Here is a 26,754-nt window from a genome sequence, read left to right on the forward strand (position 1 = left end):
CGATGGCCGCTTGTCTCGAGGACGATCGCCGCCGCGAACGACAACGGCGCCGACAATGACCATGCGCGTAGAGCAGGAGGGTTCGATCTGATGGTGCTCGACGTTCGGCCCGAACAAATCGCCAGCGAGCATTTCGATCTCGTCGTCATCGGATCCGGCTTCGGGTCGTCCTTCTTCCTGCACGAATTCCTGAAGCGGCGCAAAGCCCGCGTCCTGGTGCTGGAATGGGGCCGCCACAACACGCATGAGTGGCAGCTCAGCCAGAACGCCAACACCGACATAGACGATGAAACCACCTACGATACTGACAATCCCGACAAGCCGTGGAACTACACGATCGGTCTTGGGGGCGGCACCAATTGCTGGTTCGCGCAGACGCCGCGTTTCCATCCCAACGACTTCAAGCTGAAGAGCACCTACGGCGTCGGCAATGACTGGCCGATCAGCTATGACGACCTCGAGCCGTTCTATGGCGATGCCGAGGAGGTCATGTCGATCTCCGGCGATCCCGACATGGCGCGGATGCTGCCGCGCTCGCGGCCGTTTCCGCAGCCGCCGCATCGCATGTCGACACCCGACCGCATGATGAAGGCGGCGCAGCCGGATCAGCATTTCGTCATGCCGACCGCCCGGGCGCGCGTGGCGACCTCGCAACGCGCCTCATGCTGCGCCAATCTCAGATGCTGGCTGTGTCCGGCGGACGCCAAGTTCACCGTCAACAACGGGCTGATGCATGTGTTCCAGCATCCGGACGTCTCGGTCTGTCTCGGCGCCGAGGTGCGCCGGTTCGATCATGCCGGCGGTGCGGTCCGCTCCGTCACCTTCGTCCGCAAGGGCAAGGAATATTCGGTCGGCGGCGATCTCTTCATCCTCGGCGCCAATGCCATACAGAGCCCGGCGATCATGTTGCGCTCCGGACTTGGCGGCGAGTTCGTCGGCTTGGGCTTGCACGAATCCTATGGCTGGAATTACGAAGCCTATCTCGGCGGCGTCGACAATTTCGACGGCTCGACCATCACCACCGGCCTCAATTTCAGTCTCTATGACGGGCCGCACCGGGCCGAGCATGCGGCGGCGCTCGTCTATTTCGAGAACCGCTGGCAGCATGGCATGCGTGCCGAGAAGGGAAGGCTGCGGCAGGTGCTGCCGCTGGTCATCGTCACCGAGAACCTGCTCGACCCGGAAAACCGCGTTGTGCTCGACAAGGACGAGAACGCCTTCGTGACCTTCAGGGGCGCGTCGGACTACGCCACCAAGGGCATGGCGAAAGCGCTGGAAAGATTGCCGGAACTGCTCAAGCCGCTGCCGGTCGAACAGATTTTCGATCGCGGCATAAGGCCGACCGAATCGCATGTGCAGGGCACGCTGCGCATGGGCACGGGCCCGGTCGATTCCGTGGTCGACCGCGACATGATCCACCACCAGTTCAGGAACCTCGTGGTCGTCGGCACCAGCACCTATCCGAGCTGTTCCTGCGCCAATCCAAGCCTGACCGCGGCTGCCCTGTCCTTGCGGGCGGCGGGTAAGCTGGCGGCATGAGGGAGGGGTCGATGAAGATCACGCGCCGCACCGCGCTGGCCATCGTCGCCGGCGGCATTGCCTCCACCGGCATCGCGGCCGCTGCCATCTCGTCCTTATCGGACGAGGATCTGGTTCGCGTCACGCTCGAAAAATATTTCGGGCCGCTCAACATGCGCATCGAGCACCTGCAGCAATTCGTGCTCGAATTCCAGAACCGCAACCCCTGGATATTCCCGAGCGCCAAGGTAGCCGATGTGGTGACGCTGGCGGAAACGGTGAAGCTCGGCAAGGCGCGCGAGCTGCTGCCTCAGGACAAGCGGCGCGACCTCCGCCATTTCGACCGCTGGGTCATCGCCGAGTTCCACATGCTGACCGATTATGCCTGGCGCAGTTCGCCCGACGATCCGATCCGCTTCACCGGCTGGCATCCATGCACCAATCCCTTCGCCAATCTCGATCTGCAGAATGCGTAAGGCAGGCGGAACAGAAGACAGTATGAGGTCACCAATGGCTGCACCGCGGAAACCGACGGTCACCGTCATCGTTCCTACCTTCAACCGGGAAAAGTTCCTGCCCGAATCCATCGCCAGCCTGCTCCAGCAGACCGTGGCGCCGGATCAGATCCTGATCGTAGACGACGGCTCGACGGATAACACCAGCGCGGTGGCGGCCTCTTTCCCCGCGCCGGTGGAATATTACCGCAAGGAGAATGGCGGCAAATCGACGGCGCTGAATTTCGCCCTGAAGCACTGCACGGGAGATTTCGTCTGGATATTCGACGACGACGACGTCGCGCACCCGACGGCGCTCGAGCGGTTTCTCGCCGCCTTCGATCGGGAGCCGGCCGCCGATTTCGCTTTCGGTGAATATGCGCGTTTCCAGCAGTCGGCTCAGATCCAAGAGCAGAATTACGAGATCGTCGCGTTCGGCCACGTCAGCCAGGACAATTTCTTTCCGTCCCACCTCGAATATTGCCACGTCCACCAACCGGGCCTGCTGGTGCGCCGCAAATGCTACGACAAGGTTGGAGGCTTCAATGAAACCCTTGTCCGGTCGCAGGACTACGAGATGATGCTGAGGCTTGCACGCCGGTTCAAGGGCATCAGGGTCGACGGCCTCATGTTCTTCCAGCGCCAGCACGACATGGTCCGCGGCAGCACCAAGGTGGTGATTTCCTATACCGACCGGATCAAGGCCTGGGGCTCGTACGACCGGGTGATCATGGAAGAAGTCTACAAGTCGGTCGATCTGCATGAGTATCTCGACCGCTCGGAGCAGGCCTTGCCGAAGACGGCCGATCTCGAGATGCAGGCATTGCTGCAGCGTTCGAGCATCATGGCCAGGAAGGGTCTATGGCACCACGCGGCCGAAGACATCCGCCGCTACGCCCTGCTTGCCGAACGAGCCGGAAAGACCTCGCTCAGCGACAAGGAACGCGCCATCGTGCGGCGTACATTCGAAGCCTACGATACGGGCCTGGCATCCGCCCCCGCCGACGAATTCGTCTCGGCGGTGAAGGCATGGAAGTCGGGAGCGCTGAAGGCCGACATCGTCAGGGAATACATGCATTCGTTTCCTCACTACCTGGCGCAGGACTTGAAGGCGGGAAAGGTGATCCCGGCATCGAAGTTGTTGCGGGAGTACTCGACGCTATCGCTTTCCGCCTCGGTCAGCCGCCTGTGTCAGGCAATGACTTCGAAGCTTCCATTGGCGCGCGGCGCAAGCTGATCAGCGCGCATGCTCATCCGCCGGTCCGGATTAGGAGTCGAATGATGAAAGTGCTTTTTGCAAGCGGCAACGGGTACATTCCCGAGTTCACCGGCGGCGTGCAATCCAACACCCACCATCTGGTCGAGCAGCTGATCGAGCACGGCCACCAGGCATCGGTCCTCGCCTCGCTGTTCGGCGACGGCATGTTCGGCCTCAAGGCGCGCGCCAAGATGAAGCTGTTGCGGCAGCCCGCGGTTGTCGACAATTTCCCCGGCTATCCGGTGATGCGCGCCTGGTACCCCTGGGAGGCGGCCGGCTTCGCCGTCGGGAAAACCAGACCCGATGTCGCCGTCGTGCAGTGCCACAAGTCGGTCCTGCTCGGAAAGGCGCTTCTGGCGGAGGGAGTGCCGCTGGTCGTCTATCTCCACAATGTCGAGTTTCACGAACTCGCCGGCGATCCGCGCGAACTCGGTTCGGCTATATACATCGCCAATTCGGAGTTCACGGCGCGCACCTACAAGGAAAAATTCGGCATCGAGTCCATCGTGCTTCCGCCGACCATCAACGACGCGCTCTACTGCACGCACACGACCGGCGAATTCGTCACCATGATCAATCCCTATGAGGAAAAGGGTTTCGATCTGGCGGTCAAGATTGCGGCCGCCTGTCCGGAGATTCCCTTCCTGTTCGTGGAAAGCTGGAAGCTGGACGACGACCACCGCGCCCGCGTCGAGAAGACCATCGCGCCGCTCTCGAACGTTACGCTCGAAAACCGCACCAACGACATGAAGACGGTCTATGGCCGCACCAGGATCCTGCTTGCCCCGAGCAAATGGGAGGAAGCCTGGGGCCGCGTCGCATCCGAGGCGCATTGCAGCGGCATCCCGGTCGTCGGATCGAAGCGTGGCGGCCTGCCCGAAGCCATCGGGCCCGGCGGCGTGTTGCTCGACTACGATGCTCCGGTCGCCGACTGGGCCGCGGCGGTCCGGCGCCTGTGGAACGACCGCCCGGAATACGAACGGCTTTCGGCCGCGGCCATCGCCTTCTCCAAACGCCCGGAGCTCGACCCCGCGCGGCAATTGGTTGTGTTTCTCGATCTTCTCGAAAGGGCGGCCCGGCAGGGCGTCCGCCGCGCCGCCTAATTTCTTATGCCGGGCGCTTCACCCGGTTCTTCAGCGCCTGGTAGCCGCGCTCGCCGAGCAGCGCGCGCGCCGTCGCCTTCACGGCCTGCTTTCGCCCGTCGAGTGAATTGATTTGTCTCAGCCGCGCCGGCAGGTTGCGCGCCGCCTGCTGCAGCGCCGGCAGTGACATCGGATCGGGCAGGCTCACCATGTTGGTTTCGACGCACAGCACCGGCTTGCCGGAGAGCTTGGCGATCCTCTGCGCCTGCTCGTGCTCGCTCTCGATGAACAGGATGGCGTCCGACTTGCGGTAGAACTCGGCCTTGAAGCTGCCATGCGCGCCGAGCCGCTGCCGCTCTGCCTTGTTCGGCAGATCGAGCATGATGAGATGATCGTATTTGATGTCGCGGCTGGCGAGCCATGCCTCGGTCAGCTTGCGGTATTTTTCCAGCCTGCTTGTCACCAGCCAGCCGATCTTGCGGGTCGGCCCAAGCAGCGGCCGCGCCTCGGCCAGGAATTTCTCGTAGGCTGGGCCGTCGTCGTTTTCTTCCTCGGTCGGATCGAGGCAAAGCACGCCGTCAATGTCGACGCAGCATTGCTCGAGGAAGACATGGTGCATGAAATTCCACTGGAACATCCTGGGATGCGGCACGGCCTCGAAGACCATGTCGGTTTCCTCGTGCTGCAGCGACAGGCCGAACACGGCGGCGAAGATGAAATCGCCCTCGATGCCGCTGGCCGCGACCTTTTCGCGCGCATCGCGCATGGCGGTGCCGCCGATGATGCTGTCGTCGATCACCAGGATCTTGCGCATCTCGGAAGCCTGCCGGTCGAGGCCCGCCCAGCGTTTCGTGATCCCGGACGTGTAGATCCTGCCCGCCAGGAAACTGTCGAGATCGGTCATTGGGATGTTCGCGATCAGGCTGACCATGGTGCCGGCGAGGATGCCGCTCCTCGGCACGCCGACAACCAGGTCGATGTCGCGCGGCAGCCGGTGCAGGTTGCGCACGATCGCGTCGTTCATGTCTGAAATCGATCGGTAGTTCATGCGGTTATCCCTGTCCTGAAGTCAGCATTTCGCGAGCAGGCCGGGCTCATTTGGCCCCGCTTGGGGCTGCGAGGACCCCTCGTGCCGGGATCAGCCGCAAGGCCTCGCGAAGCGCTTCGCGGCCGGCGCTGAAGGCAAGCGCGACGACAATGGTGGCGAGATAGGAGAGCGCCGCGCCGGCGGCCAGCGCAACGACGGGCGGCGCCTGCAGCATCGGTTTGGCGAGCCAGACCAGGCCGAACGCCAGATGCGCGCCAAGCACGAAAGGCAATGCCGCGTGAAGCACATGGCTGGCCTTCAGCGGTCCGCGCCTGCCGACATAGAGCCACAGGAAGGGCGTGCGCATATATTCGCTGATCGCGTAGGCGACCGCGACGCCCAGCGCCCCATAGGGCAGGCCGATGGCGAAGGCCAGCACCGAGGTCACGGCGGTGACGATGCCCCAACGCATGAAGTCGCCTGAGCGGCCCTGGCTTACGAACAGCCATCCCGCGGGGTTGTTGAGCGGCTGCAGCAATCCGGCAAAGCCTAGCGCCAAGAAGATCGGCGCGCTCCCCCGCCACTGCTCGCCGAGCACGAAGGGAATGAGCGTGTCCGACATGGCGGTGGCGAAGGCGACACCCGGTAGCGCGACCAGAAGGATAAGCGGCATGACACGCAGATAGGCGCTGCGGTAGCGGTCCGGCTCGTCCTTCAATCGCGACAATGCCGGCACCATCACCTTCGACAGCGGGTTGGTGATCTGGCTGAGCGGGAAGAGCAAGAGCTTGTAGGCGCGGTCGTAAAGGCCGAGCTGTGCCTCGCCCCAGTATTTGCCGATCAGCACATTGTCGAGGTTGCGGGCGAAGAAATTGGCGAAGTTGAAGCCGGTGATGCCGGCGCCGAAATTGATCAGCGCGCCGATGCCTTCGACCTTGCGCGGCAGGCCGGGACGCCAGCGCGAAAAATACCAGTAGCACAAGGTCGGCAGCACCGCGCTCGCCAGCGTGCCGGCGAACAGCGCCCAATAGGAGCGATCGATGAAGGTCCAGGCGATCGAGACGACGACACCGACGATGGCGCTGGCGATGTCGATGATGGCCAGCCGCGTGAACTCCATGCGGCGCGTCAACAGCGCCACATGCTGGGCTCCCAGGCCATAGGCTATGATCTGCAGGCCGAAGGCGGCAACGAGGCCTGTCACGCGCGGCTCGCCATAGAAGGCGGCGACCAGCGGCGCCGAGGCCGCAAGCACGCAGGCCAGCAGCGCGCTCACCGCCACGTTGATCCAGAACAGGTAGTTGACCTCATCGTGACGGATACCGCTCTTCTGGATCGTCGCCTGGGTCAGGCCGAAATCCTGGAACAGCGCGATGAAGGCAAGCACCGGCGCACACATCGCCACGACGCCGAAATCCTGCGGCGACAACAAGCGCGACAGCACGATGACGGAAATGATCTGCGTCGCCACCCGCACGCCTTGCGCGATCGCGGTGACGACCGCGCCGCGTCCGACCGATTTGCGCAGAGAGCCCTCAGGCGGATCGAATGCACTGGTTTCCAAATTCAGGATCCCTGATCTTGCATCGGTCCGACATCGTCGCGACCGGCGCCCGCCGCCATGCATAAGCTACCGCAAGATGTTTTTGCAGTGCAACAAAAAATCTGCGGGCGCTTGCTACGCCGCACCAAAATTGTTGCGATGCAGCAAAAGCTGTACTAGCATCCCCGATGGGTGGGCCAACAGCGGTCGAGTTACATGCTGCATGTCTTGTACCTTGTGCATGACGTATCCGACCCGGCGGTGCGCCGGAGGGTTCAGATGCTCAAGGCAGGCGGCGCCAGGGTCACCTTGGCGGGCTTCCGCCGCACCACCGGTCCGGTCGCCGAAATCGAGGGTGTCGAGCCTGTCGACCTTGGCGCGACGCGCGACGGTCGATTCGCGCAGCGCATCGCCGCGGTCGCCAAGGCAGCCGTGTCGATCGGAGCGAAATTGGGCGCCGTGTCCAGGCCCAATCTCATCATCGCGCGCAACCTCGAAATGCTGGCGCTGGCCCGCCGCGCCAATGGCGCGCTCGGAGCGAGCGTGCCGATCGTCTATGAATGCCTCGATATCCACCGTCTGGTGCTGCGCGACGACTTCGTCGGCAGGACGCTACGTGGCGCCGAACGTCATCTCGCCCGCGACGTGAAGCTTCTGGTGACGAGCTCGCCGGCCTTCATCGCCAATTATTTCGAGCCGTTCGGGCAGATCGGCGCGCCTGTCGAGCTGATCGAGAACAAATATTTCGAGGCGGCATCCGTTGTCGCCGCGCATTCTTCCGACGACGACGGCCCGGCGACACCGCCTTGGCGCATCGGCTGGTTCGGCGCGCTGCGCTGTCGCCGCTCGCTGGAACTGCTGGCCGATTTCACCCGCCGCCAGGCGGGGCGTTTCGAAGTGGTGCTGAGAGGCCGCCCGGCGCTGTCCGAATTCCCGGATTTTCACGGTTTCGTCGAGGCAGAGCCCTGGCTTTCGTTCGAGGGGCCTTACCGCAATCCGGAGGACATGGCGACAATCTATGGGCAGGTGCATTTCTCCTGGGCGATCGATTTCTTCGAAGCCGGCCAGAATTCCGAATGGCTGCTTCCCAACCGCCTCTATGAGGGCTGCCGCTTCGGCGCCGTGCCGATCTCGATGGCGGACACCGAAACCGGCAGGTTCCTGAAACGGCAAGACATCGGCGTGCTCCTGCCCGAAGCGACGCCCGAAGGCATCGAGGCGATGCTGAGCCGGATGGATCAGGATCGATATCGCGGCCTGAAGTCGCGCGTGTTGGCGCGCAACCCCAGAACCTGGAGCTACGACCGCAGCGATTGCGCGGCCTTCGTCGACAAGCTGCGCGGCCTTGCCGCAATGCCTTCAAATTTTGCGACGACGGAGGCGGTGGCGTGATGGCAGGGGACTCACAAGAGCCGATGACGCAGGCCACCACATCGATCCTGATCGTCATTCCATGCCTCAACGAGGCAGCCCATATCGGCGGCCTGCTCGACCAGTTGCGGCCCGCTGCGGCGCGGCTCGGCGGCCGCATCGTCGTCGCCGACGGCGGCAGCACCGACGGCACGCAAGCCATCGTCGAAAAGATCGTGGCGAAGGACGCCCGGATTGTCCTGCTCGCCAATCCGAAGCGCCTCCAGAGCGCTGCCATCAATCTCGCGGTGGCGACCCTTGGTGAAGGCGCCGACTACCTCATCCGCATCGACGCGCATGGCGGCTATCCGGATGATTACTGCGAGCGGCTGGTCGAGGAAGCCCTTGCCACCGGCGCCGATTCGGTCGTCGTTTCGATGCTGACCGCCGGCACCGGCGCCGTGCAGAAGGCGGTCGCTGCTGCGCAGAATTCCAAGCTCGGCACCGGTGGCTCGAAGCACCGGCACATGTCCGAGGGCGAATGGGTCGATCACGGCCACCACGCGCTGATCCGCATCGCCGCTTTCAGGCATGTCGGCGGCTACGACGAGAGCTTCAGCCACAACGAGGACGCCGAGCTCGACTACCGCCTGCGCCAGGCCGGCTACCGCATCTGGATGAGCGGCAGGACGCAGATGGTCTACTATCCGCGCTCGACGCTGAAGAGCCTCTATTTCCAGTATCTCGGCTATGGCCGCGGCCGCGCCAGGAACGTCCTGAAGCATCGCGTGGTGCCGAAGGTTCGTCAGATGATCCCGCTGCTGGTGGCGCCCGTGGTGCTGCTCGTCCTGTTTTCCTTCGTCCACTGGACCGCCGCGGTGCCTTTCCTTTTGTGGATGGCCGTGTGCCTCGGTTACGGGCTGGTGACGGCGCTACGCCAGCGCAACGCCAGCATCGCGCTGGCCGGGGTCTCGGCGATGGTCATGCATTTCGGCTGGTCCGTCGGCTTCTGGCAGCAGCTTCTGGCGTCGCGCTCGCAGCGCGAGGTGGCGTGATGGCCAGCCGCTCGATCGACATCTGCATCTGCACCTTCCGCCGGCCGGAGCTGGCCGACACGCTGCGCTCCGTCGCCGCGCTGGAGAAGCCCGAGGGCGCGGTGATCGGCGTCGTCATTGCCGACAATGACGACGAGCCCAGCGCGCAGAGGCTGGTGAAGGCATTGGCCGAGGAACTGAAGCTGCCGGTCCGCTACCGCCACGCGCCGGCGCGCAACATCTCGATCGCCCGCAACGCCTGCCTCGACGCCAGCGTGTCGGATTTCGCCGCTTTTATCGACGACGACGAGACGGCGTCTCCCGGCTGGCTGGTCGAATTGATGGCGGCGGCCGACGCCACGGGCGCCACGGCGGTGCTCGGACCGGTGCGGGCGCATTATCGCCAGGACGCGCCGGACTGGATGCAAAAGGGCGACTTCCATTCCACCTTGCCGGTTTGGGTGCGGGGCGAGATCCGTACCGGCTACACCTGCAACGTTCTGCTCAAAATGACCGATGCGAGCCTGCGCGGCCGGCGCTTCAGCCTGGCGCGCGGCCAGACCGGCGGCGAGGATACCGAGTTCTTCGATGCCATGGTCAAGGCCGGCGGCCGCATCGCCTTTGCACCCGAGGCTTTCGTCGACGAGGTCGTGCCGCGCGCCAGGGCCGCGTTCGACTGGCTGCGCCGCCGCCGCTTCCGCTTCGGCCAGACGCATGGCCACCTGATCGGTCGCGGCGCCGGCGGCGTGCGCCGCGCCGGCCAGGTCGGGCTGGCTTCGGCCAAGGCCGCCTATTGCTTCGGCATGGCCATTTTGACCGCGATCAGCCCGGTTCGACGGAACCGCAGCGTGCTGCGCGGCATTATGCACGTTGGCGTCATCAGCGGTTTGGTCGGCGTCCGCGAAATCCGCCAGTACGGCCTCACTTCGCCAGAACAAGGAAACAAGCGTGCAGCCTGACGTCAGCTTCGTCATCGCCGCCTATAACGCGGAGGCCACTCTCGACCGCGCCATCGCCGGCGCGATCGCGCAACTTGGGGTGACAGTCGAGGTCATCGTCGTCGACGACCAGTCGCGCGACGGCACGCTGGATGTGGCGCGCGCTTATCCGCAAGATATCGTCAAGGTGGTGGCGCTGCCCGCCAATCGTGGTCCCGGCGGCGCCCGCAATGCCGGCCTCGACCTGGCGCGCGGCCGCTGGGTGGCAGTGCTCGATTCCGATGACGCGGTCCTTCCCGACCGCCTGGCCACGATGATCTCGCGCGCCGAAGCGGCGGGTGCGCAAATTGCGGTCGACAATATGCAGGTCGTGCGCGAGGACGGCACGCCCGACGACATCATGTTCCCGGCCGGCTATCTCGAGGGCCTGCGCGAAATCTCGCTGGCCGACTACATCGCCGGCAATCTGGTCTTCGAATCGCGTTTCAATCTCGGCTATCTGAAGCCGATCTTCCAGCGCCGCTTCCTCGACGACAACAGGCTGCGCTACGACGAGAAGCTGCGCATCGGCGAGGACTACATCCTCCTGGCGAGTGCGCTGGCCAGCGGCGGCCGCTGCGTGGTTGAGCCGACAGTCGGCTATGTCTACCACATCCGCACCGGCTCGATCTCGCGCGTGCTCGAATTGCATCACGTCGAGGCGATGACGCGCGCCGACGCCGCCTTCGCGGCGGCATATCCCATGGACAGCAGCGCAAAGGTGGCCTTCGCCAGGCGTGGCCGCAGCCTGCGCAAGGCGGCGTCGTTCCTGTCCCTGGTTCAGCATATCAAGGCACGCGCCCCGCTCAAGGCGATCGGCGCGGCGCTGAGGGATCCGGCTGCGATCGGGCATATGTCGATGCCGATAGCGGTCCGGCTCAGAAGGGTTGCGGCGCAAGTTCGCCGTGGGGGTGGGGAGATGAAGCATGCGGGCGATTTGATAGCCGGCGATAGGTAGAAATCTTTTCTCTCAGAAGGAAGAGCAGATGCAGAAAGTCAGGAAGGCAGTCATCCCGGTGGCGGGGCTCGGAACGCGGTTCCTGCCGGCGACCAAGTCGATGCCGAAGGAGATGCTGCCCGTCGTCGACAAGCCAGTCGTGCAATATGCCGTCGACGAGGCGTTCGAGGCCGGCATCGAGCACATCGTCTTCGTCACCGGCCGTAACAAGGCGGTCATCGAGGACTATTTCGACCTGCATCCTGAACTGATCGGCACGCTGGAGCAGACCGGCAAAAAGGCGCAGTTGCAATCGCTGGAAAGCCTGCTGCCGGAGGCCGGCGCCACCTCCTTCATCCGCCAGCAGTCGCCGCAAGGTCTCGGCCACGCCGTCTGGTGCGCGCGCGACGTGATCGGCAATGAGCCCTTCGCGCTGCTGCTCCCCGACATGGTGTCCTTCGGCGCGCGCGGTTGCCTTGCCGAGACGGTCGATCTTTATCAGCGGACCGGCGGCAATGTGATCGCTGTCGAGCGCTGCGATCCCTCCGAAACCGGAAAATACGGCATTGTCGGCCGCGGCGCCGACGTGGCATCCGGCTTCGAAGTGACGGCGATGGTCGAAAAACCCGCGCCGGCCAATGCGCCGTCGAATTTCTACATCAACGGCCGTTACGTTTTGCAGCCGGAGATCTTTGCGCTACTCGGCAACCAGCAGCGCGGCGCCGGCAACGAGATCCAGCTCACCGACGCCATGGTGCGGCTGGCCCAAAGCCAGCCTTTCTACGCGCGGCCTTTCGATGGCCGCATGTTCGACTGCGGCTCCAAGGAAGGCTTCATCGAGGCCACCATCGCCTTCGCCCTGGCGCGCGACGACATGAAGGGGCCTGTCCTCGAGATGCTGCAGCAATTCGTCCGGTCGCATGAGCGCCGGGAAGTAGCCGCATAATGCCCATCTTTCGGGTGCATATGCGAACCCGCGATGGCGCGACAGCCACTCAAGCGCCAGGGCCTTCCGGCCCGGCGCATCCTGGCAACGACGTTGCGCGGTCTTTTCTGGTCACGACGCCGATCTACCAAGGCCGATAGCGCCTGCAACCTGGAATTGGACCGAAGATGAACTATGCCAACTTCCCTCTCGACAAGAGGATGCCGTTGCCCAGCACCGATCCGGAAAAGGGTGAAGACTTCATCGACATCGAGCGTCTGCTTGGCATGGCCGCCCGACAGGTCAAGGTGGTAGCGGTCTGCGCCATCATCGGCCTATTCCTGGGCGTGATCTATCTGCAGACCACACCCAAGCAATATATGTCGGTGGCGAGTGTCCTGATCGACGAGGGCCTGAACAAGGTCGTCGACGATATCTCGGCGGCGTCGCAAACCATGCAGACCGACGCTTCGCTGCTCAGCCAGATCGAGATCCTGACGTCCGCGCGCCTTGCATCGGTGGTGGTCGACAAGCTGAAGCTCGACCAGAACGAAGCGTTCATGAACCCGCCGCAATCGGCTCTGGCCAAGGGCATCGGTTTCTTGCGCGGCGCGGTCGGCTATTTCCGCGGCAGTTCGGCCGATGACATCCCCGGCATGCAGAATGTCGACGAAGCGACGCGCCAGGCCATGATCAAGACGGCACGCCACGATTATGCCGTGCTGAAGCTGCAGAGCGAGGTACTGGCGCAGCGCAACGGCCGCAGCTACGTCATTTCCATCGGCTACCAGGCGCCCGATCCTGCCTTGGCCACGGCCATCACCAAGGCCTATGCCGACGCCTATCTGGCCGACCAGCTCAATGCCAGCTTCGACGCTACCGAGCGCGCGGCCTTGTGGCTGCAGGGCCGGCTCACGGAGTTGCGCGAAAGCTCTCAGCAGGCAGCGATGGCCGTCGAGAAGTTCAGGGCCGAACATGGATTGTCCGCCAACAGCGACGGCCAGCTCTTGAGCGACAAGCAGCTCGCCGATCTCAACGCACAGCTCATCGTCGCCCAGGCCGATACCGCCAGAGCCAGCGCCCGCTACCAGCAATACAAGGTGATCGTCGACAGCGGCTCCGAAAGCGCCTTCAACGATTCGGCCATCGGCGCCGACCAGCCGAGCAGCTCGGTCATCATCGCTCTCAAGACCCGCTATCTGGCCGTCGCCAAGCGCCTGCAGGACGTCGAGACGAATTTCGGCAAGGATCACCCGCAGGCGATCGCGTTGGCCAAGGAAAAGGCCGATGTCTCGGCGCAGATCTTCGGCCAGCTGAAGCAGCTCACCGAAAGCTACCGCAACGATTTCGAGGTGGCGCAGGCGCGCGAGACGGCTTTGCGCGACAAGATTTCCACCGCCGCCGGCAAGAGCTCGATCGACAACCAGTCGCAGGTGAAGCTCAAGGAGCTCGACCAGCAGGCCCAGGCGCTGACCACGCTCTATCAGACCTTCCTCAGCCGCTATGAAGAAGCTTCGCAGCAGCAGTCCTTCCCGGTCGGCAAGGTCCGCATCATTTCCGACGCGACGATGCCCCTCGCGGCTTCCAGCCCGCGCACCTTGCGTGTGCTGGCGCTCTCGCTGGTGCTCGGCCTGATGCTTGGCGCCGGCTTCGGCGGCCTCAACGAGTTCAACGAGCGTTTCTTCAGGACGGGCGAGGACATTCGCGACCGCGTCGGCCTGAAATTCCTCGGTTATCTGCCGACGATCGGCGGCGGCAAGGCCAAGGATAGCAAAGCCGACGACCTGCCGGCCGACGGCAAGGTGGCCAGTCTCTCCGCGGCTGAGAGACGGGCGCGCATGCGCGTCAGCATCGACGCCCCGGCCTCGATGTTCGCCGAGACGCTGCGCAACGCCAAGATCGCCTTCGACGTGGTGATGGAAGACCGCGGCAGCCGGGTGATCGGCGTCATTTCGGTGCTGCCCGGCGAAGGCAAGTCGACGGTCGCCGCGAACCTTGCCGGCCTGCTCGCCGCCAACGGCGCCAAGACCCTGCTCATCGACGGCGACTTGCGCAATCCTGGCTTGAGCCGCAGCCTCGGAATGGAGGCCGAGCAAGGCCTGATGGAAGCGGTGGTCAACGGCCAGACCTGGCAGTCGGTCGGCAAGGTCGACCGCCAGACCAAGCTCGCGATCATTCCCGCCGTGCTGCGCGGCCAGTTCTCGCACACCAGTGAGCTTCTGGGCTCGGCCGGCATGCGGCGCTTCATCGACAACGCCAAGGAGACGTTCGAGTACATCATCGTCGACCTGCCGCCGCTCGGCCCCGTCGTCGACGCCAAGGCTTTCGCGCCGCTGGTCGACGGTTTCGTGCTGGTCACCGAATGGGGCCGCACGCCGCGCAACATGGTGCGCTCGATGCTGGAATCCGAGCCCTATATGGCCAACAAGGTGATCGGCGCGGTGCTCAACAAGGTCGATTTGAAGAAGCTGGCCAAATACGGCTCGCTCGGTGGCTCGGAAAGGTTCTTCGACCGCTATTCGACCTATTATCTGGACAAGTCGGAATCGCGCGCCAAACAGGCTGCGTGACGCGCCGTCTTCAATCTCTTGAAGACAGCAGCCGGCCGTATTTGCCGACGATCCTGAGCGCGGTCAGCCGCCCGGTTTGGAAGGCGCCGGTGTCGATGTCGAGCCGCCGCCCGTCAAGTGTCGGAACCTCCACGACCGTGTGTCCGTGCACCACCCAGCGGTCGAGACGGTGCGCAGCCTCGAAGAACTCCTCGCGGATGTTGAGGAGGTCGCCCTCGTCCTGCGCCTCGAGCGCGATGCCGGGCCGGATACCGGCATGCACGAAGACGAATTCGTCGGAGCAGACCATTATGGGCAGCGTGCGCAGGAAGTCGACATGGCCGGCGGGAATGGCCTCGCGTATATGCGCGTCCGTCCGTTCGCTGGAACTGTAGAGGCTTGCCAGGCGGTCCGGATCGACGCCGTAGGAGAACAACGTCTCGCGCCCGCCATAGCCGAGCCAGGTCTCACGCGAGAGATGACCGTCCAGATAGAGGAGCAGCGCGACCTCGTGGTTTCCCACCAGGCAGACGCGCAGGAACCCTCTCGGCGGCGGCGCCATCAGATGTTCGACCACGCGCCGCGAGTGCGGCCCGCGGTCGATATAGTCGCCCAGCATGATGATGATCTTGCGGCCGCGGAAGCGCTGCGCGTCGAGCTGGATTTTTTCTTCCAGCGCGCGCAGCTCGTCGAGGCAACCATGCACGTCGCCGATCGCGTAGACGACCGTGTCACGCATGTCCATGACGAGGCGCTCGCGTGGCGCGGGTCGAGGGCGTCTCGATCGTTGGAAAAGATTCACGGATTGAGGCTCGGCTATTTGCACTGATCTGCGCCTCGATATCATGCCGAATGCAAACAATTCCACACCGGCGCGCGATCGGCAGTCGCGTCGTCAGGCGGTCTTCAACCGATAGCGGAACAGCGTGTGGTCCAAGAGCCGCCGGATCCGCGGCTCGGCCTCGGCCGCGATCAGCCAGCTCACCGCGATCATGGCGGAGCCGACAACGGGAATAGCGGCCAGATAGGGCACGCCGGCGCGCGTCAGGGCGCCGAGCATCGCCGCGCCGACGACATCGTGGATGAGATAGAGCGGATAGGTCATCAGTCCGATCCGCCGCCAGCCGCGCCAGGACAGGTCTAGGCGCAGCGACCACGCCATCAGCCCCACCGCCGCGAGGAAGACGACGATCGGCGCCGTGTAAGGCATCGCGGCTTCCACCTTGACGCTGTGCACATCGACCGAGCTCGCGATCTGCAATGCGCCCCCGAACAGGAACAGCGCCGCGAAGGCAAGCCGCGGCAGGCTTATCGCCTTGAAGCGCATCAGCCACAGGAGCACGCCGACGGCGAAGAACGCGCCGTGATGCACCAGAGCCAGCTGCAGCCAGCGCGTCTCGGCGAGATCGGTCCAGCCGAAGGCGAAATAGGCGCACCAGAACAATGTGCTGGCGAGGCCGATGACGATGGCCACTATCTCCATCAGGTCGAATCGGCCGAACCGCAGCAGGACCCAGACGATGGCATAGAACGCAATCTCGATACCGAGCGTCCAGTAGACGCTGTCCACCCAGGGTTCGAAGGGCACGAACAGCCCGGTGCGGACGAGGCGGATCACGGCGTCCGTCGGCCAGGAGAGGCCGACAGCGAGCAGGACGATGGCGGAGATCGGCGCGCAGATCCAGACCGCCGGCATCAGCCGCCGGAAGCGCGCCTCGAAGAATTTCAGCGGCGTGGAATTCTCGGCGCTGAAGGCGATGACGAAACCGCTGATGACGAAGAACACCTGCACGCCGACCCAGCCGGAACCGGCGAAGGCCATTTCGGGATGCGGCGGGATGCCGCCGGTGGCGCGCGCCGAAACGCCGTCGGGGAAGGCCCAGACCCAGAAGCCATAATGATAGAACATCACCATGACGGCAGCCAGGAAACGCAGGATGTCGACACCGCCGAATGTCGTCTTGTGCTGAGCCATGCCGTGCCTTCGGTATGGCCCCCCACGCAAACTTTAAAGTCTATTGCTGCGCTGCACAACAAGCGATTGCAGTGCGGGACAAATTCGTGAATTCTTCCTTAACGCGGCCGTCTGCTTGGCGACTACACCCCGATGCCGCGGCCCTTCAGCGCCGCTGTGATCTCGTCGAGAATGGCGGGATCGTCGATGGTCGCCGGCATTGTCCATTCCTCCTTGTCGGCGATCTTCTGCATCGTGCCGCGCAGGATCTTGCCGGAGCGGGTCTTGGGCAGCCGCTTGATCGTCACCACCGTCTTGAAGGCGGCAACCGGGCCGATCCGCTCGCGCACCAGCCCCACCACCTCGCTTTCGATCGCGCCGCTATCGCGCGACACGCCGGCATTGAGCACGACGAAGCCGAGCGGCACCTGGCCCTTCATGGCATCGGCAATGCCGATGACCGCGCATTCGGCGACATCGGGATGGGCCGCCAGCACCTCTTCCATGGCGCCCGTCGAGAGCCGGTGGCCGGCGACGTTGATGATGTCGTCGGTGCGGGCCATCACATAGAGATAGCCGTCCCCGTCCATCATGCCGGCGTCGGCCGTCTTGTAGTAGCCGGGGAACTCTTCGAGATAGGCCTGGCGGAAGCGGGCGTCGGCGTTCCACAGCGTCGGCAGGCAGCCGGCGGGCAATGGCAGCTTGACCACGACATTGCCGAGCGTGCCGCGCGGCACTTCGTGGCCGGCATCGTCGAGGATGCGGATGTCGTAGCCCGGCATCGGCACGCCGGGCGAGCCGTATTTCACCGGCAACAGCCCGAGCCCCGCCGGGTTGATCGTCATCGGCGAGCCGGTCTCGGTCTGCCACCAATGGTCGATCACCGGACGGTCGAGCTTCTGCTCGGCCCATTTGATGGTTTCGGGGTCGGCGCGCTCGCCGGCCAGGAACAGGGTGCGGAATTTCGACAGATCGTATTTCGGCACGAACTCGCCCTTGGGATCCTGCCCTTTGATGGCGCGGAAGGCGGTCGGCGCGGTGAACAGCGCCACCACGCCATGCTCTGCGATCACCCGCCAGTAGGTGCCGGCGTCCGGCGTGCCGATCGGCTTGCCTTCGAACAGCACGCTTGTGCAGCCATGCAGAAGCGGCCCGTAGACGATATAGGAATGACCGACCACCCAGCCGACGTCGGAGGCAGCCCAGAACACTTCGCCGGGCTTCACGCCGAACTCGTTGTCCATGGTCCATTTCAGCGCGACCATGTGACCGCCATTGTCGCGCACAATGCCTTTCGGCTGGCCTGTCGTGCCGGAGGTGTAGATGATGTAAAGCGGGTCGGCAGCCAGCACCGGCACGCAGTCGACATTGGCGCCGGCCGCACGTTCACGCGCCACCGCGTCCGCATAGTCGAAGTCGTAATTGTCCTTCATCTCGCAGCGCAACTGCTCGCGCTGCAGGATCAGGCAGGCGTCGGGCTTGTGCTTCGACATCTCGATCGCCTTGTCGAGCAGCGGCTTGTAGGCGACCACGCGTCCCGGCTCCAGCCCGCAGGACGCGGTGATGATCAGCTTCGGCTTGGCGTCGTCGATACGGGTGGCGAGCTCATGCGAGGCGAAGCCGCCGAACACCACGGAATGCACGGCGCCCAGCCTCGCGCAGGCGAGCATGGCAATGGCCGCTTCCGCCACCATCGGCATGTAGATGATGACGCGGTCGCCCTTGCCGATGCCGCGATGCCTCAGCACCGAGGCCAGCGCGACGACCTCGCGCTTCAATTCGGCATAGGTGAATTTCCGGATCGTGCCGGTGATGGCGCTGTCATGGATCAGCGCCAGCTGGTCGGCGCGTCCGCCGGCGACATGGCGGTCGATTGCGTTGTAGCAGGTGTTGCAGGTGGCGCCGATGAACCAGCGGCCATAGACGCCTTCCGCCGGATCGAAGACCTTTTTGGCTGGTGTGTACCAGTCGATCGCCTTCGCCGCCTCGGCCCAGAACCCTATGGGATCGCTTTTCCAGCCCTCATAGACTTCGCGGTAGCGTGAGGCCATATGGTCTTCCTCCCCAGGAATAGCTTTCATCAACCGGCAAATAGCCTAAGCCGGTTCCACCGGCCATGTCTTCCTGCATTTTGGTCCACTCCGCTCTCGCCTTGCCGGCCAATATGCGGCAGCATCGGGTTTCGGCCGAAGGAGAGGGAGATGAGAGATTTGCCTGCCGTGGCGCTCCCTGTGCGTCGTGTTTGCCGGCGCGCCGGCACACGGCCGCGCGGCGCACCATCGGCTTCTCGCTGGATGCTGCAGGGTTAGGACGGCAGGCCGATGAAGGTGCTGCACGAGGACAAGGCCGTGCCTGGTTCGCGCACCTGCCCGACATCCTGCAGCCTGTCGGAGATCTATGAGTTCGCACCCAAGGGCAAGCCGGTGGCGATTGCCGCGCTGGTCCAGCGCTTCAGCCAGGGCTTCGAAGGCCGCGACCGCCGCTTCATGGCGGTGACGGGCCAACTGCCCTGATCGCCTGGTCCTGGTCGCTCAGACAAGGGCCAAACGGTTCTTCCGCCTTCTCGCGAGAGCGCCGTTTATGCCTGGTCTGCGATATCAGCCGGCTTAGAGCGGAAGCGCCGCCAGCATCAGCCCGACGCCGCCGGCGATCAGGATGGCCGCCGCAAGCGCCTTCCGATGGCGCTCGAACGCCGTCGGAGCCCGTTCCCAATTGTAACGCATGCACATCACTCCCCAAAGCCCGGCGGACTCATAGCTTACGCAACGGCAGGAAGGCAAGACCCGCTAATATTCGCCCCGCGACGGGCAAAGCTGCCGAGCTATCGTCCCCTTCGCCACCCCACAGCGATGGACAGCCTTGCTGTGCCGCGCTAATTGCTCTTCAGCGAAGGGAGCGGGCGGATGGCGGAAATCGGCTCTGAAACGGTGCTGCGCATGGCGGACGATGCGTCCGTGCAGCATGTCGGCGATGGCGCCGTCGTGCTTCTGGCGCGCAGCGGCCAGCTTTACACCTGCAACGACACGACCGAGGCTTTCCTCGACAAGGTGAACGGTGCGCGCAACCTCGACCAGATCGTCGACCTGCTGTCGGACGAGTTCGAGGTCGACAAGGCAACGCTCGACCAGGACATGGCCGAATTGGCCACCGAACTGGTGGCCGAAGGCATCCTCGCCGACCCGGGCGCGTGATGGCCGACGGCCTTGCCCTGCGCGTCCTGTTCCGCGTCCATTTGTGGCTCAGCGCCCGGCTGATGCCGGTGCTGGTCGGGCGGCGCGATTTCGAAGGTGTGTTGACACTGGCGCCGCTGCAGTCGCCGGCGCCCTATCGTGACTTGCCCTGGACCTACATCGTCCACCGCGTCAAGCGAACGGTGCGGCGTCCCTGGCTGATGCGCGACCGCAGGTGCCTTCGGGAAGGCCTGCTCGGTTTTCGCTTTCTGCGCATGGCCGGCCTTGATCCGGAGCTGCGTTTCGGCGTCGATGCCAAGTCGATGAACGAGCCTCGCCTGTCGGCGCATTGCTGGGTCTGCCTCGACGGCAAGCCGGTGGTCAGCGACAGCCAGCCCGGCATGGTGGAGATCTACCGCCACCCGGCCAGGATGAAGGCGCCAGCCGCTTGAGCGACCAGACTTTCCGATACGACCTCAACGGTCAGGTCCTGGGCATCACCGCCGCGCGTGCCGATCTGTGGCCGAGCTTCGACCTGATGCTCGGCGCCCTGCGTGTGGACGAGCCTGTCCAGCCCGGCTTTCGCGTCGACATCGTCGAAACGCTTGAGCTGCGGGAGAACCCCGAAGGAAAGCTGGCTTTCGACGGCGAAGTGCCGGTGGACGGCCATTGCCGCATGATCGACGCCGGAAGTGTCTTCCATCTCGTCTTCCCGGGCCAGCAGACCGTGTCGATCCACGACGGCGAGGGCCAGGCCGAAATCCGTCTTCATCCGGACAGCAAGATCAAGTGGACCCTGCTGATGATGGTGCTGGACGCGGCGCTCGACGCGGACGGCCAGCATATGCTGCACACCGCGGGCCTCACCTTGCCTGGAAAGGACGGCCTGGTTCTCATTCATGCGCCAAGCGGCACAGGCAAGTCGACCACATCGCTCGCGCTTGCGTCGCGGGGCTTCGGCCTCTGCTCGGACGACGTGATGATCCTCAACGCAAGCGGGCGGGGCATCACCGCCTGGGGCATGCCGCGCAGGGTGAAGGTCCACCGCAACACGGCGGCGATACTGCCCTTCGTGGCGCCTTGCCTGGGCGAAAAATGGGACACCGAGGGCGAGCAGTCCGTTTCGCTGGACCGCCTCGGCGAAATCATCCGCGTCGAGGATGTGCGCGCCAGACCCGTCGCCGCGCTCCTGCATCTTGCGCGTTCGGCAGGCACCGAGACCCGGCTGCTGCCGATGGCCAGGACCGACGCCATGGTGGCTTTGGCCACGGACAATGTGCGGACCGGCATGACCGGCCTGCTGTCGCTACAGAAAAGGCGCATGGCGATGATCGCCGCCCTGGTGAAGGCGGTGCCGACCTTCACGCTCGAAGTCGGGGCAAGTCCCGCCGATGCGGCCGCGTTGATCCAGGCTGCCCTTGAGGCGTGTTAGAGCAATTCCAGGAAAAGTGTGGGCGGCTTTGCGTCCGGGAATTGCGACAAAACAAAAGCCTGGAGCACGATCCCGAAAAGTGGGAACCGGCTCTCGGAGAAGATCATGCTCCAACAAAGAGTTAGCCCTTCGCGCCGAAACGCCGGATGTGGAAGGATCGCTGTTCCCGCCGGGCCTGGCGGGATTTCGACTGCCATCGCAACAACAGCCTGGACAGCTTGTTGTAGCCCAGATGGACGACGCGCGCGTCGGCGCAGTCGAACTCCACCAGCCCCCATCGGCATTTCGCCGCTTCGCCGCTGGGTGGTCCCAGGCGACGGATCGGCTGGGCCAGCCGGACCGGTCTTCCATTTGCCAGGACACTGACCGGAACACTCGATCCGACGATCCGGCACAGTCGGGCGACATGGTCGCTTGACGATTGCGTGCCGACGATCAACGGGCCCTGTTCGATCTGCGCCCAGACATATGCCCCATCCGGCTGGGGCAATCCGGCAAGCCCGCCACGGCAAAACTCGGGCGCAATATCCGCCGCGAGCGCAGCCATAGCATCGGCCAGGGCCCGGTTCACCGTTGCGGCCGAATGCCAGTCCTCCGCTGCAAAGCCAACCTGCGCGAGGATGTCACCCTCGTCGAAGCCGGACGTCATCTTGTGCAAGGTCACGCCGCCATGGGCTTCATGCATCTGGTCGATAACCAGCCGGTGAATCGGATGCGGGCCGCGATAGTGCGGCAGAAGCGCGGGATGCAGGTTGAGGCCGCCGTTTGGAAACAGCTCCAGCACGGTTCGCGGGATCAGCTTGCCATATCCGAAACAGATCAGAAGATCGGCGCCGAGCACGTCGAGCTCCCGCCCGAGCGTATCCCAGTCGTAGGGCGGGCTGAATTCGATCAGCCGGGGCATGGCGTGTCTGGAATGGGATATCAACGCAAACCGTCGCCGCAGGCGACGGCGCAGGACACTGAAGCTGAAGCGTTTGCCGGCACGTGGGCCCGGCACGACCACGGCGGCGATGCCGTGGCCGCCATTTGCCCAGCGCGCAAGCATGGGCGCGGTGACGGGAGAAACCTCGGTGACGAACACGGCCGAGAGCGGTTTCTCCATCCCAGGCTCAGGCTGGATATGGTCGCGGCCGTGCCAGCCTCTGCACCCAGCGGAAGGCATCGCGGCTGAGGCGCGAGCGCAGCTTTTCGCGGGAATTGACCCGAAGCAGCACGTTGCCGGTGATGAGCCATTTCGCCAGCCGTATCGAGAGGTCAGGCTTTATGCGGTTGGCAAGCTCGATCGCGCGTGGCGCGCCAAAAAGGCGCCCGGTGACGTTGAGGACCGTGGCCAGCTCGAGCTCGATGCCGGTCATGCGGGCGGCCTCGAGCAGCCGCCTTTCCTCCTCCGGCGATTTCAGGCCCCGCACGCCTTGCAGCACGTCGACGCAGAGCTGCAGCCGGTGGAATTTGTGGCCGCCGGCGGCATGGACGATGGCGATGGTGAGCAGCGCGGCCGGCGTGTCGGTTTCGCCGTCGTCGATCGCCTGCAATTCCCGAAATCCCAGCGACAGGCGCCGGCGCATACCGGTGTCGTGCACCAGATCGCCATGCAACTCGATCAGCAGGCTGGAGTTCTCTTTCTCCAGCCATTTGAACTCCTGCAATTCATGCGACTCGGCCTCGTCGCTGCCGAGCTCGAAGCCGCATTCGCCGATGGTCTTGTTGGCTTCCTCGATGCTGGCGGGGTCGACGAGAATGTCGATGTCGGTGAAGGGACGGTCCGCAACCTGGCGATAAAGCTTGCGTGCGAAAACCGGTCCCTTGACGATCCGGGCCGGCACGCCTTTCGCTGCCAATGCCTTCATGATGCGGTCGCCATGGTACTGCAACAACATCGACTGACCGGTCGCCATCGTCGCTTCATCGCGCAACTCCGACAATTTCCGCTGCAAGGCTGTGTCCTGCGGCAGTTGGGCGTCGCCGATTTCCCTCAGTTTGCGCAGCATGATCGGCAGCACGCCATGAAACTCCGCATTGGCGAGCAGCGCCAGCAGGGTTTTGGCCGCAAGGCCATTGCCCGCGGCGGCCGGTGCCTCGGGGTCGGCGAAGGTCAGCAGCAGTTTCTCATCGGCAGGCGCAAGAGAAGGCAGCATCAATCTGGTCGAGATTCGTCCATGGAAGACAGATATGGCGAACATGGTTGCAGAAAAGCATCAGGGATGCCAGCAGCGCGAGGGCAAACCCCGCGCATGAATTGACAGTGCGAATAGCTTTGCCGCATTCTCACAAGCTGGAGTCGGAGGGCACGAAAATGACCAAGAAGCAATATCGAGCACCGGTGCTGCGCAAGGTGGGCAAGCTGTCCGCTGTCGTCGCTGGCCCGTCAAAGGTGGTCTAGGCCATCAATCCGCAGCTTCAGCTCGGCTGAAACCGCTTACATCCCCCAGCGCAGCGTCGCCGTGTGAACCGGCGCGTCCCAAAGTGCTGACGTTTCGTCATCAAGCATGGTCAGCGTGATCGAGCATCCCGCCATGTCGAGCGACGTCACATAGGACCCGACCAGCGAGCGGACAACCGTCACGCCCTGTTTCTCGAACATTCTGCGGGCGCTGTTGTACATCACATATAGCTCCATCGACGGCGTGCCGCCGAAGCCGTTGACGAACAGCAGCGCCGGCCCCTTGGCGCGATCGCCGAGGTCGCCGGCAATCGCGGCACAGACCTCTTCGGCGATGGCATCGGCGCTCTTCAAGGCGTCGCGCCGCCGGCCTGGCTCACCGTGGATGCCGACGCCGAATTCCATCTCGCCGTCGCCGATCTCGAAGGTCGGCTTGCCGGCAGCGGGCACCGTGCCGCTGGTCAGCGCCACGCCCATCGAGCGCGTCGCGGCGTTGACGCGGTCGCCCAGCGCCTTGAGCGCGGGCAGCGGCATGCCTTGCTCGGCCGCCGCGCCGACGATCTTTTCCACCACCAGCGTGCCGGCGACGCCGCGCCGCCCGGTCGTGTAGGACGAGTTCTCGACCGCGACGTCGTCATTGGTCACCACCTGCAGCACGCCGTCCGCCATCTCGGCCGCCATGTCGAAATTCATCACGTCGCCTTCGTAGTTCTTGACGATGAACAGGCAGCCGGCGCCGGTGTCGACGGCCTCAACGGCCGCGAGCATCTGGTCGGGCGTCGGTGAGGTGAAGACCTGGCCGGGGCAGGCGGCGTCGAGCATGCCATGGCCGACAAAGCCGCCATGCAGCGGCTCGTGGCCGGAGCCACCGCCCGAGATCAACGCCACCTTGCCTGGCTTCAGTTCCCTGCGGCGGATGAATTTGTGCTCCTCGCCGAGCACGAGGATGTCGGCATGGGCCGCCGCAAAGCCATCGAGGCTCTCGGTCAGGACCGTGTCCACCGAATTGATGAATTTCTTCATGGCAGTCCTCCCGGCGGTCTTTAGTTTACGCAATTCCGAACGGAAAACCGCCACACACTTTTCCTGGAATTGCTTTTGCTCAGCCGCTGCTCTTGCCGGCGATGCTGGTAATTTTCTGGATGAATTCGTTGATCGCCCGGTCGAGCGCGGCGTTCTGCCTGTCGTCGCCGAAATCCGGCACGATGAGCGAGACATGACGTGTCTTGCGCGGACCGGAAGCCGCGGGCACCTTGCCGGGATGCGCCTGGTGATAGGCGGCCATGAACTGGTCGCGCTCGGCCTGGCTGAAGTGGCAGACGGAAAAGATGGACGGCAGATGCTTTGACGGGATCGGGATCGAATAGGCCGGGCTGGAAATCTGCGTGACGAAGCTGCGGTGCTTGCCGAGCGCATCGGCAAGGCGCTGGCGCATGCCCGAAGGTCGCTGGTCGATGACCTGCGACAGGATCGTCTTGTAGGCGCGGATCGCCTCTTCCGAGCCTGTTTCCGGTATCTTCTCGGTCCTGGCCATGCCGCGCCTACACCGGCACGTCCGCGATGGCCGCCTTGGCCATGGCGAGTTGCGCGGGAGCGACCGACAGGTCGCGCAGGCCGGCCTCGAGCAGCGTTGGGATGGCTGCCGGATCGCCGCCCGCGTCGCCGCACAGGCTGACCGGGATACCTCTTTCCCGCCCGAAGGCGGTGACCGCAGCGATCAGCCGCAGCACCGCCGGGTGACGGACGGAGTTGAGATGCGCCACGGCTACGTTGTCCCGCGCGGCCGCCATCACATACTGCGTCAGATCGTTGGAGCCGATCGAGAAGAAGGCGACATCGGCGAAGGCTTCTGGCGCCAGTGCGACGGACGGCACCTCGACCATGATGCCGAGCGGCGGAAGCTTGTGCGCCACGCCCTGCGCGGCAAGCGCGGCTTGCTCCGCGGCAAACAGCGCGGCGGCTTGGCTGTACTCGTCGGGCGTGGCGATCATCGGGAACATCACCTTCAGATTGCCGTGGATGGCGGCGCGCAGCAATGCCCGTATCTGTACGCGGAAGATATCGCGCCGCGCCAGCGACAGCCTTATGCCGCGCAAGCCGAGAAACGGGTTGGTTTCCTCGACCGTGAAACCCGGTATCGGCTTGTCGCCGCCGGCATCGACGGTGCGGATGGTCACCGGCTTGTCGCCGGCCCAGTCCAGCACCTTGCGGTAGGCACGGTATTGCATCTCCTCGTCCGGCAATGTCTTTCCGAACAGGAATTCGGTCCGCATCAGGCCGACGCCGTCGCAGCTTGCGATATCGATGCCGTCGACGTCGGACGGGTAAGCGATGTTGACCTGGACACGCACGGTGGTGCCGGCCTTGGTCACCGCCGGCTCCGTCAGGAATGTCCGCGCCGCGCCCTGCCGGTCGGCGAAGGCGGAGGCGGATTGCCGGAAGGCTTCGATCTCGGCCGGCGACGGCGAGAAAACGATCCCGCCGCGCTCGGCATCGAGCAGCGTCGCGCCGGTGAGCGGTCCATCCGGGATGTCGAGACCGACGACCATCGGCACGCCGCGTGAGCGTGCCAGCATGGCGACATGGCTGGCGGTGCTGCCGCGCTTGAGCGCAATGCCGCCGCCTTTGCTCCAATCGGTTTCGAGAAAACGCGTCGGCGCGATGTCCTCGCCATAGAGGATCGCGCCCGGGGGCGTCGCGGCCTCGCCGTCCTCGCTCAGCGCGCGCAGCACCTGGTCGCGGATGTCGCGCAGGTCCGCCGCGCGGGCGCGGAAATAGTCCTGGTCCGACGCTTCGTAGCCGGCAACCTCGCCGTCCAGCGCCGCGCGCCAGGCGGCGTCCGCCGCCTGCCCGGAACCGATCGCCGCGAAGGCCGGACCGCTCAGCGCGTCGTCCTCCAGCATGGCGATGTGGAATTCGAGGATGCCCGCGGCGTCGGCATCGGCGGTTTCGATCAGCGCCGCCAGCCGGCCGACGGCCTTGCCGATCGCCACTTCCAGCGCAGCCCTCTCTTCCGCCGCGCTCGCCTTGGCTTCGTAGCCGGCCGGAGGCTGGTCGAGATCGAACAGCGGGCCTTCGGCGTAACCGGGGGAGGCGGGGATGCCGTCAATCCGCATGGCTC

The 26,754-nt window shown here is 64.6% G+C and carries 24 protein-coding genes; 14 read left to right on the forward strand and 10 right to left on the reverse strand.

All coding sequences use genetic code 11. From position 1 onward, the window contains the following. Positions 1-90: 90 nt before the first annotated feature. The 4 genes from FJ417_RS03700 to FJ417_RS03715 are packed head-to-tail and all read left to right on the forward strand — an operon-like array spanning position 91 to position 4,373. Positions 91-1,539: a GMC family oxidoreductase gene (locus tag FJ417_RS03700; RefSeq protein ID WP_140782507.1), complete on the forward strand. Its 1,449-nt coding sequence runs from the start codon at positions 91-93 to the stop codon at positions 1,537-1,539. A gap of 11 nt (positions 1,540-1,550) precedes the next feature. Beyond that, positions 1,551-1,994 (forward strand): hypothetical protein, encoded by a 444-nt coding sequence (locus FJ417_RS03705; RefSeq protein ID WP_140644809.1) that lies wholly within the window; start codon positions 1,551-1,553, stop codon positions 1,992-1,994. Positions 1,995-2,028: 34 nt separating this feature from the next. After that, on the forward strand, positions 2,029-3,249 hold the full coding sequence (locus FJ417_RS03710) for a glycosyltransferase family 2 protein (RefSeq protein ID WP_181183145.1): 1,221 nt from the start codon (positions 2,029-2,031) through the stop codon (positions 3,247-3,249). A 44-nt stretch (positions 3,250-3,293) separates the two neighbouring features. After that, positions 3,294-4,373, forward strand: a complete 1,080-nt coding sequence (locus FJ417_RS03715; protein ID WP_140644811.1) for a glycosyltransferase — start codon at positions 3,294-3,296, stop codon at positions 4,371-4,373. 4 nt (positions 4,374-4,377) lie between these two features. Here the strand turns inward: FJ417_RS03715 and FJ417_RS03720 are convergent, their stop codons facing one another. Next, on the reverse strand, positions 4,378-5,400 hold the full coding sequence (locus tag FJ417_RS03720) for a phosphoribosyltransferase (RefSeq protein ID WP_140782509.1): 1,023 nt from the start codon (positions 5,398-5,400) through the stop codon (positions 4,378-4,380). A 46-nt stretch (positions 5,401-5,446) separates the two neighbouring features. Beyond that, entirely contained in the window at positions 5,447-6,943 is a 1,497-nt protein-coding gene (locus tag FJ417_RS03725; RefSeq protein ID WP_140782510.1) for a lipopolysaccharide biosynthesis protein, read from the reverse strand. 195 nt (positions 6,944-7,138) lie between these two features. On the opposite strand from FJ417_RS03725, the gene FJ417_RS03730 reads away from it, so the two are divergent. From FJ417_RS03730 to FJ417_RS03755, 6 genes are all read left to right on the forward strand, one after another. Next, positions 7,139-8,314 carry a glycosyl transferase family 1 gene (locus FJ417_RS03730; protein ID WP_140782511.1) on the forward strand — a complete coding sequence of 392 codons (1,176 nt, stop codon included), beginning with the start codon at positions 7,139-7,141 and terminating at the stop codon, positions 8,312-8,314. Positions 8,315-8,337: 23 nt separating this feature from the next. Next, the gene (locus tag FJ417_RS03735; RefSeq protein WP_140782512.1) at positions 8,338-9,327 is read left to right on the forward strand and encodes a glycosyltransferase family 2 protein; all 990 of its coding nucleotides are present in this window, start codon (positions 8,338-8,340) and stop codon (positions 9,325-9,327) included. Next, the gene (locus tag FJ417_RS03740) at positions 9,327-10,265 is read left to right on the forward strand and encodes a glycosyltransferase (protein WP_140782513.1); all 939 of its coding nucleotides are present in this window, start codon (positions 9,327-9,329) and stop codon (positions 10,263-10,265) included. Before FJ417_RS03735 ends, FJ417_RS03740 begins: the two co-directional genes overlap by 1 nt. Then, entirely contained in the window at positions 10,255-11,241 is a 987-nt protein-coding gene (locus tag FJ417_RS03745; RefSeq protein ID WP_140782514.1) for a glycosyltransferase family 2 protein, read from the forward strand. The genes FJ417_RS03740 and FJ417_RS03745 overlap by 11 nt, the downstream gene beginning before the upstream one ends. A 28-nt stretch (positions 11,242-11,269) precedes the next feature. Continuing rightward, complete coding sequence (galU, locus tag FJ417_RS03750) at positions 11,270-12,166, forward strand: UTP--glucose-1-phosphate uridylyltransferase GalU (protein WP_140650430.1); 897 nt, start codon at positions 11,270-11,272, stop codon at positions 12,164-12,166. 167 nt (positions 12,167-12,333) lie between these two features. Next, positions 12,334-14,715: a polysaccharide biosynthesis tyrosine autokinase gene (locus FJ417_RS03755; protein WP_140782515.1), complete on the forward strand. Its 2,382-nt coding sequence runs from the start codon at positions 12,334-12,336 to the stop codon at positions 14,713-14,715. 10 nt (positions 14,716-14,725) lie between these two features. Here the strand turns inward: FJ417_RS03755 and FJ417_RS03760 are convergent, their stop codons facing one another. The 3 genes from FJ417_RS03760 to FJ417_RS03770 all read right to left on the reverse strand — a co-directional run bounded on the left by FJ417_RS03760 (position 14,726) and on the right by FJ417_RS03770 (position 18,699). Continuing rightward, the gene (locus FJ417_RS03760) at positions 14,726-15,439 is read right to left on the reverse strand and encodes a metallophosphoesterase (protein ID WP_246687390.1); all 714 of its coding nucleotides are present in this window, start codon (positions 15,437-15,439) and stop codon (positions 14,726-14,728) included. 150 nt (positions 15,440-15,589) lie between these two features. Continuing rightward, a complete protein-coding gene (locus FJ417_RS03765) occupies positions 15,590-16,669 on the reverse strand; it encodes an acyltransferase (protein ID WP_140782517.1) in 1,080 nt (359 codons plus the stop codon). A 122-nt stretch (positions 16,670-16,791) separates the two neighbouring features. Further along, positions 16,792-18,699: a propionyl-CoA synthetase gene (locus tag FJ417_RS03770; protein ID WP_140782518.1), complete on the reverse strand. Its 1,908-nt coding sequence runs from the start codon at positions 18,697-18,699 to the stop codon at positions 16,792-16,794. Between the two features lie 270 nt (positions 18,700-18,969). Between FJ417_RS03770 and FJ417_RS33450 the strand changes: the two genes are divergently transcribed. The 4 genes from FJ417_RS33450 to FJ417_RS03790 all read left to right on the forward strand — a co-directional run bounded on the left by FJ417_RS33450 (position 18,970) and on the right by FJ417_RS03790 (position 21,250). After that, positions 18,970-19,161, forward strand: coding sequence for a DUF2259 domain-containing protein (locus tag FJ417_RS33450; protein ID WP_246680622.1), 192 nt, complete (start codon positions 18,970-18,972; stop codon positions 19,159-19,161). A 390-nt stretch (positions 19,162-19,551) separates the two neighbouring features. After that, positions 19,552-19,839 (forward strand): PqqD family protein, encoded by a 288-nt coding sequence (locus FJ417_RS03780; RefSeq protein WP_140782519.1) that lies wholly within the window; start codon positions 19,552-19,554, stop codon positions 19,837-19,839. Then, positions 19,839-20,270, forward strand: coding sequence for a lasso peptide biosynthesis B2 protein (locus FJ417_RS03785; RefSeq protein ID WP_140782520.1), 432 nt, complete (start codon positions 19,839-19,841; stop codon positions 20,268-20,270). Before FJ417_RS03780 ends, FJ417_RS03785 begins: the two co-directional genes overlap by 1 nt. Further along, the gene (locus tag FJ417_RS03790; protein ID WP_140782521.1) at positions 20,267-21,250 is read left to right on the forward strand and encodes a serine kinase; all 984 of its coding nucleotides are present in this window, start codon (positions 20,267-20,269) and stop codon (positions 21,248-21,250) included. The genes FJ417_RS03785 and FJ417_RS03790 overlap by 4 nt, the downstream gene beginning before the upstream one ends. A 121-nt stretch (positions 21,251-21,371) precedes the next feature. Here the strand turns inward: FJ417_RS03790 and FJ417_RS03795 are convergent, their stop codons facing one another. The 5 genes from FJ417_RS03795 to ptsP all read right to left on the reverse strand — a co-directional run bounded on the left by FJ417_RS03795 (position 21,372) and on the right by ptsP (position 26,749). Then, a complete protein-coding gene (locus FJ417_RS03795; RefSeq protein ID WP_181183146.1) occupies positions 21,372-22,355 on the reverse strand; it encodes a formyltransferase family protein in 984 nt (327 codons plus the stop codon). Positions 22,356-22,362: 7 nt separating this feature from the next. Then, positions 22,363-23,388 (reverse strand): nucleotidyltransferase family protein, encoded by a 1,026-nt coding sequence (locus FJ417_RS03800; protein ID WP_181183147.1) that lies wholly within the window; start codon positions 23,386-23,388, stop codon positions 22,363-22,365. A 281-nt stretch (positions 23,389-23,669) separates the two neighbouring features. After that, positions 23,670-24,656: a dihydroxyacetone kinase subunit DhaK gene (gene dhaK, locus FJ417_RS03805; protein ID WP_140782523.1), complete on the reverse strand. Its 987-nt coding sequence runs from the start codon at positions 24,654-24,656 to the stop codon at positions 23,670-23,672. A gap of 79 nt (positions 24,657-24,735) precedes the next feature. Next, entirely contained in the window at positions 24,736-25,167 is a 432-nt protein-coding gene (locus FJ417_RS03810) for a hypothetical protein (protein WP_140782524.1), read from the reverse strand. Between the two features lie 7 nt (positions 25,168-25,174). Beyond that, complete coding sequence (gene ptsP / locus FJ417_RS03815; RefSeq protein WP_140782525.1) at positions 25,175-26,749, reverse strand: phosphoenolpyruvate--protein phosphotransferase; 1,575 nt, start codon at positions 26,747-26,749, stop codon at positions 25,175-25,177. Between the last annotated feature and the right edge of the window lie 5 nt (positions 26,750-26,754).

It is taken from the genome of Mesorhizobium sp. B3-1-7, assembly GCF_006439385.1.
In the GTDB taxonomy this organism is placed as follows: domain Bacteria; phylum Pseudomonadota; class Alphaproteobacteria; order Rhizobiales; family Rhizobiaceae; genus Mesorhizobium.

Bases quoted from the DNA above. Each gene is read 5' to 3' on its own strand.
- FJ417_RS03810 (WP_140782524.1), bottom strand. From the start codon at position 25,167: ATGGCCAGGACCGAGAAGATACCGGAAACAGGCTCGGAAGAGGCGATC.
- FJ417_RS03720 (WP_140782509.1), bottom strand. From the start codon at position 5,400: ATGAACTACCGATCGATTTCAGACATGAACGACGCGATCGTGCGCAAC.
- FJ417_RS03705 (WP_140644809.1), top strand. From the start codon at position 1,551: ATGAAGATCACGCGCCGCACCGCGCTGGCCATCGTCGCCGGCGGCATT.
- FJ417_RS03800 (WP_181183147.1), bottom strand. From the start codon at position 23,388: ATGCTGCCTTCTCTTGCGCCTGCCGATGAGAAACTGCTGCTGACCTTC.
- FJ417_RS33450 (WP_246680622.1), top strand. From the start codon at position 18,970: ATGAAGGTGCTGCACGAGGACAAGGCCGTGCCTGGTTCGCGCACCTGC.
- ptsP (WP_140782525.1), bottom strand. From the start codon at position 26,749: ATGCGGATTGACGGCATCCCCGCCTCCCCCGGTTACGCCGAAGGCCCG.
- FJ417_RS03710 (WP_181183145.1), top strand. From the start codon at position 2,029: ATGGCTGCACCGCGGAAACCGACGGTCACCGTCATCGTTCCTACCTTC.
- FJ417_RS03735 (WP_140782512.1), top strand. From the start codon at position 8,338: ATGACGCAGGCCACCACATCGATCCTGATCGTCATTCCATGCCTCAAC.
- FJ417_RS03715 (WP_140644811.1), top strand. From the start codon at position 3,294: ATGAAAGTGCTTTTTGCAAGCGGCAACGGGTACATTCCCGAGTTCACC.
- FJ417_RS03765 (WP_140782517.1), bottom strand. From the start codon at position 16,669: ATGGCTCAGCACAAGACGACATTCGGCGGTGTCGACATCCTGCGTTTC.
- FJ417_RS03785 (WP_140782520.1), top strand. From the start codon at position 19,839: ATGGCCGACGGCCTTGCCCTGCGCGTCCTGTTCCGCGTCCATTTGTGG.
- FJ417_RS03730 (WP_140782511.1), top strand. From the start codon at position 7,139: ATGCTGCATGTCTTGTACCTTGTGCATGACGTATCCGACCCGGCGGTG.
- FJ417_RS03795 (WP_181183146.1), bottom strand. From the start codon at position 22,355: ATGGAGAAACCGCTCTCGGCCGTGTTCGTCACCGAGGTTTCTCCCGTC.
- FJ417_RS03740 (WP_140782513.1), top strand. From the start codon at position 9,327: ATGGCCAGCCGCTCGATCGACATCTGCATCTGCACCTTCCGCCGGCCG.
- FJ417_RS03770 (WP_140782518.1), bottom strand. From the start codon at position 18,699: ATGGCCTCACGCTACCGCGAAGTCTATGAGGGCTGGAAAAGCGATCCC.
- FJ417_RS03760 (WP_246687390.1), bottom strand. From the start codon at position 15,439: ATGGACATGCGTGACACGGTCGTCTACGCGATCGGCGACGTGCATGGT.
- dhaK (WP_140782523.1), bottom strand. From the start codon at position 24,656: ATGAAGAAATTCATCAATTCGGTGGACACGGTCCTGACCGAGAGCCTC.
- FJ417_RS03700 (WP_140782507.1), top strand. From the start codon at position 91: ATGGTGCTCGACGTTCGGCCCGAACAAATCGCCAGCGAGCATTTCGAT.
- FJ417_RS03755 (WP_140782515.1), top strand. From the start codon at position 12,334: ATGAACTATGCCAACTTCCCTCTCGACAAGAGGATGCCGTTGCCCAGC.
- galU (WP_140650430.1), top strand. From the start codon at position 11,270: ATGCAGAAAGTCAGGAAGGCAGTCATCCCGGTGGCGGGGCTCGGAACG.
- FJ417_RS03780 (WP_140782519.1), top strand. From the start codon at position 19,552: ATGGCGGAAATCGGCTCTGAAACGGTGCTGCGCATGGCGGACGATGCG.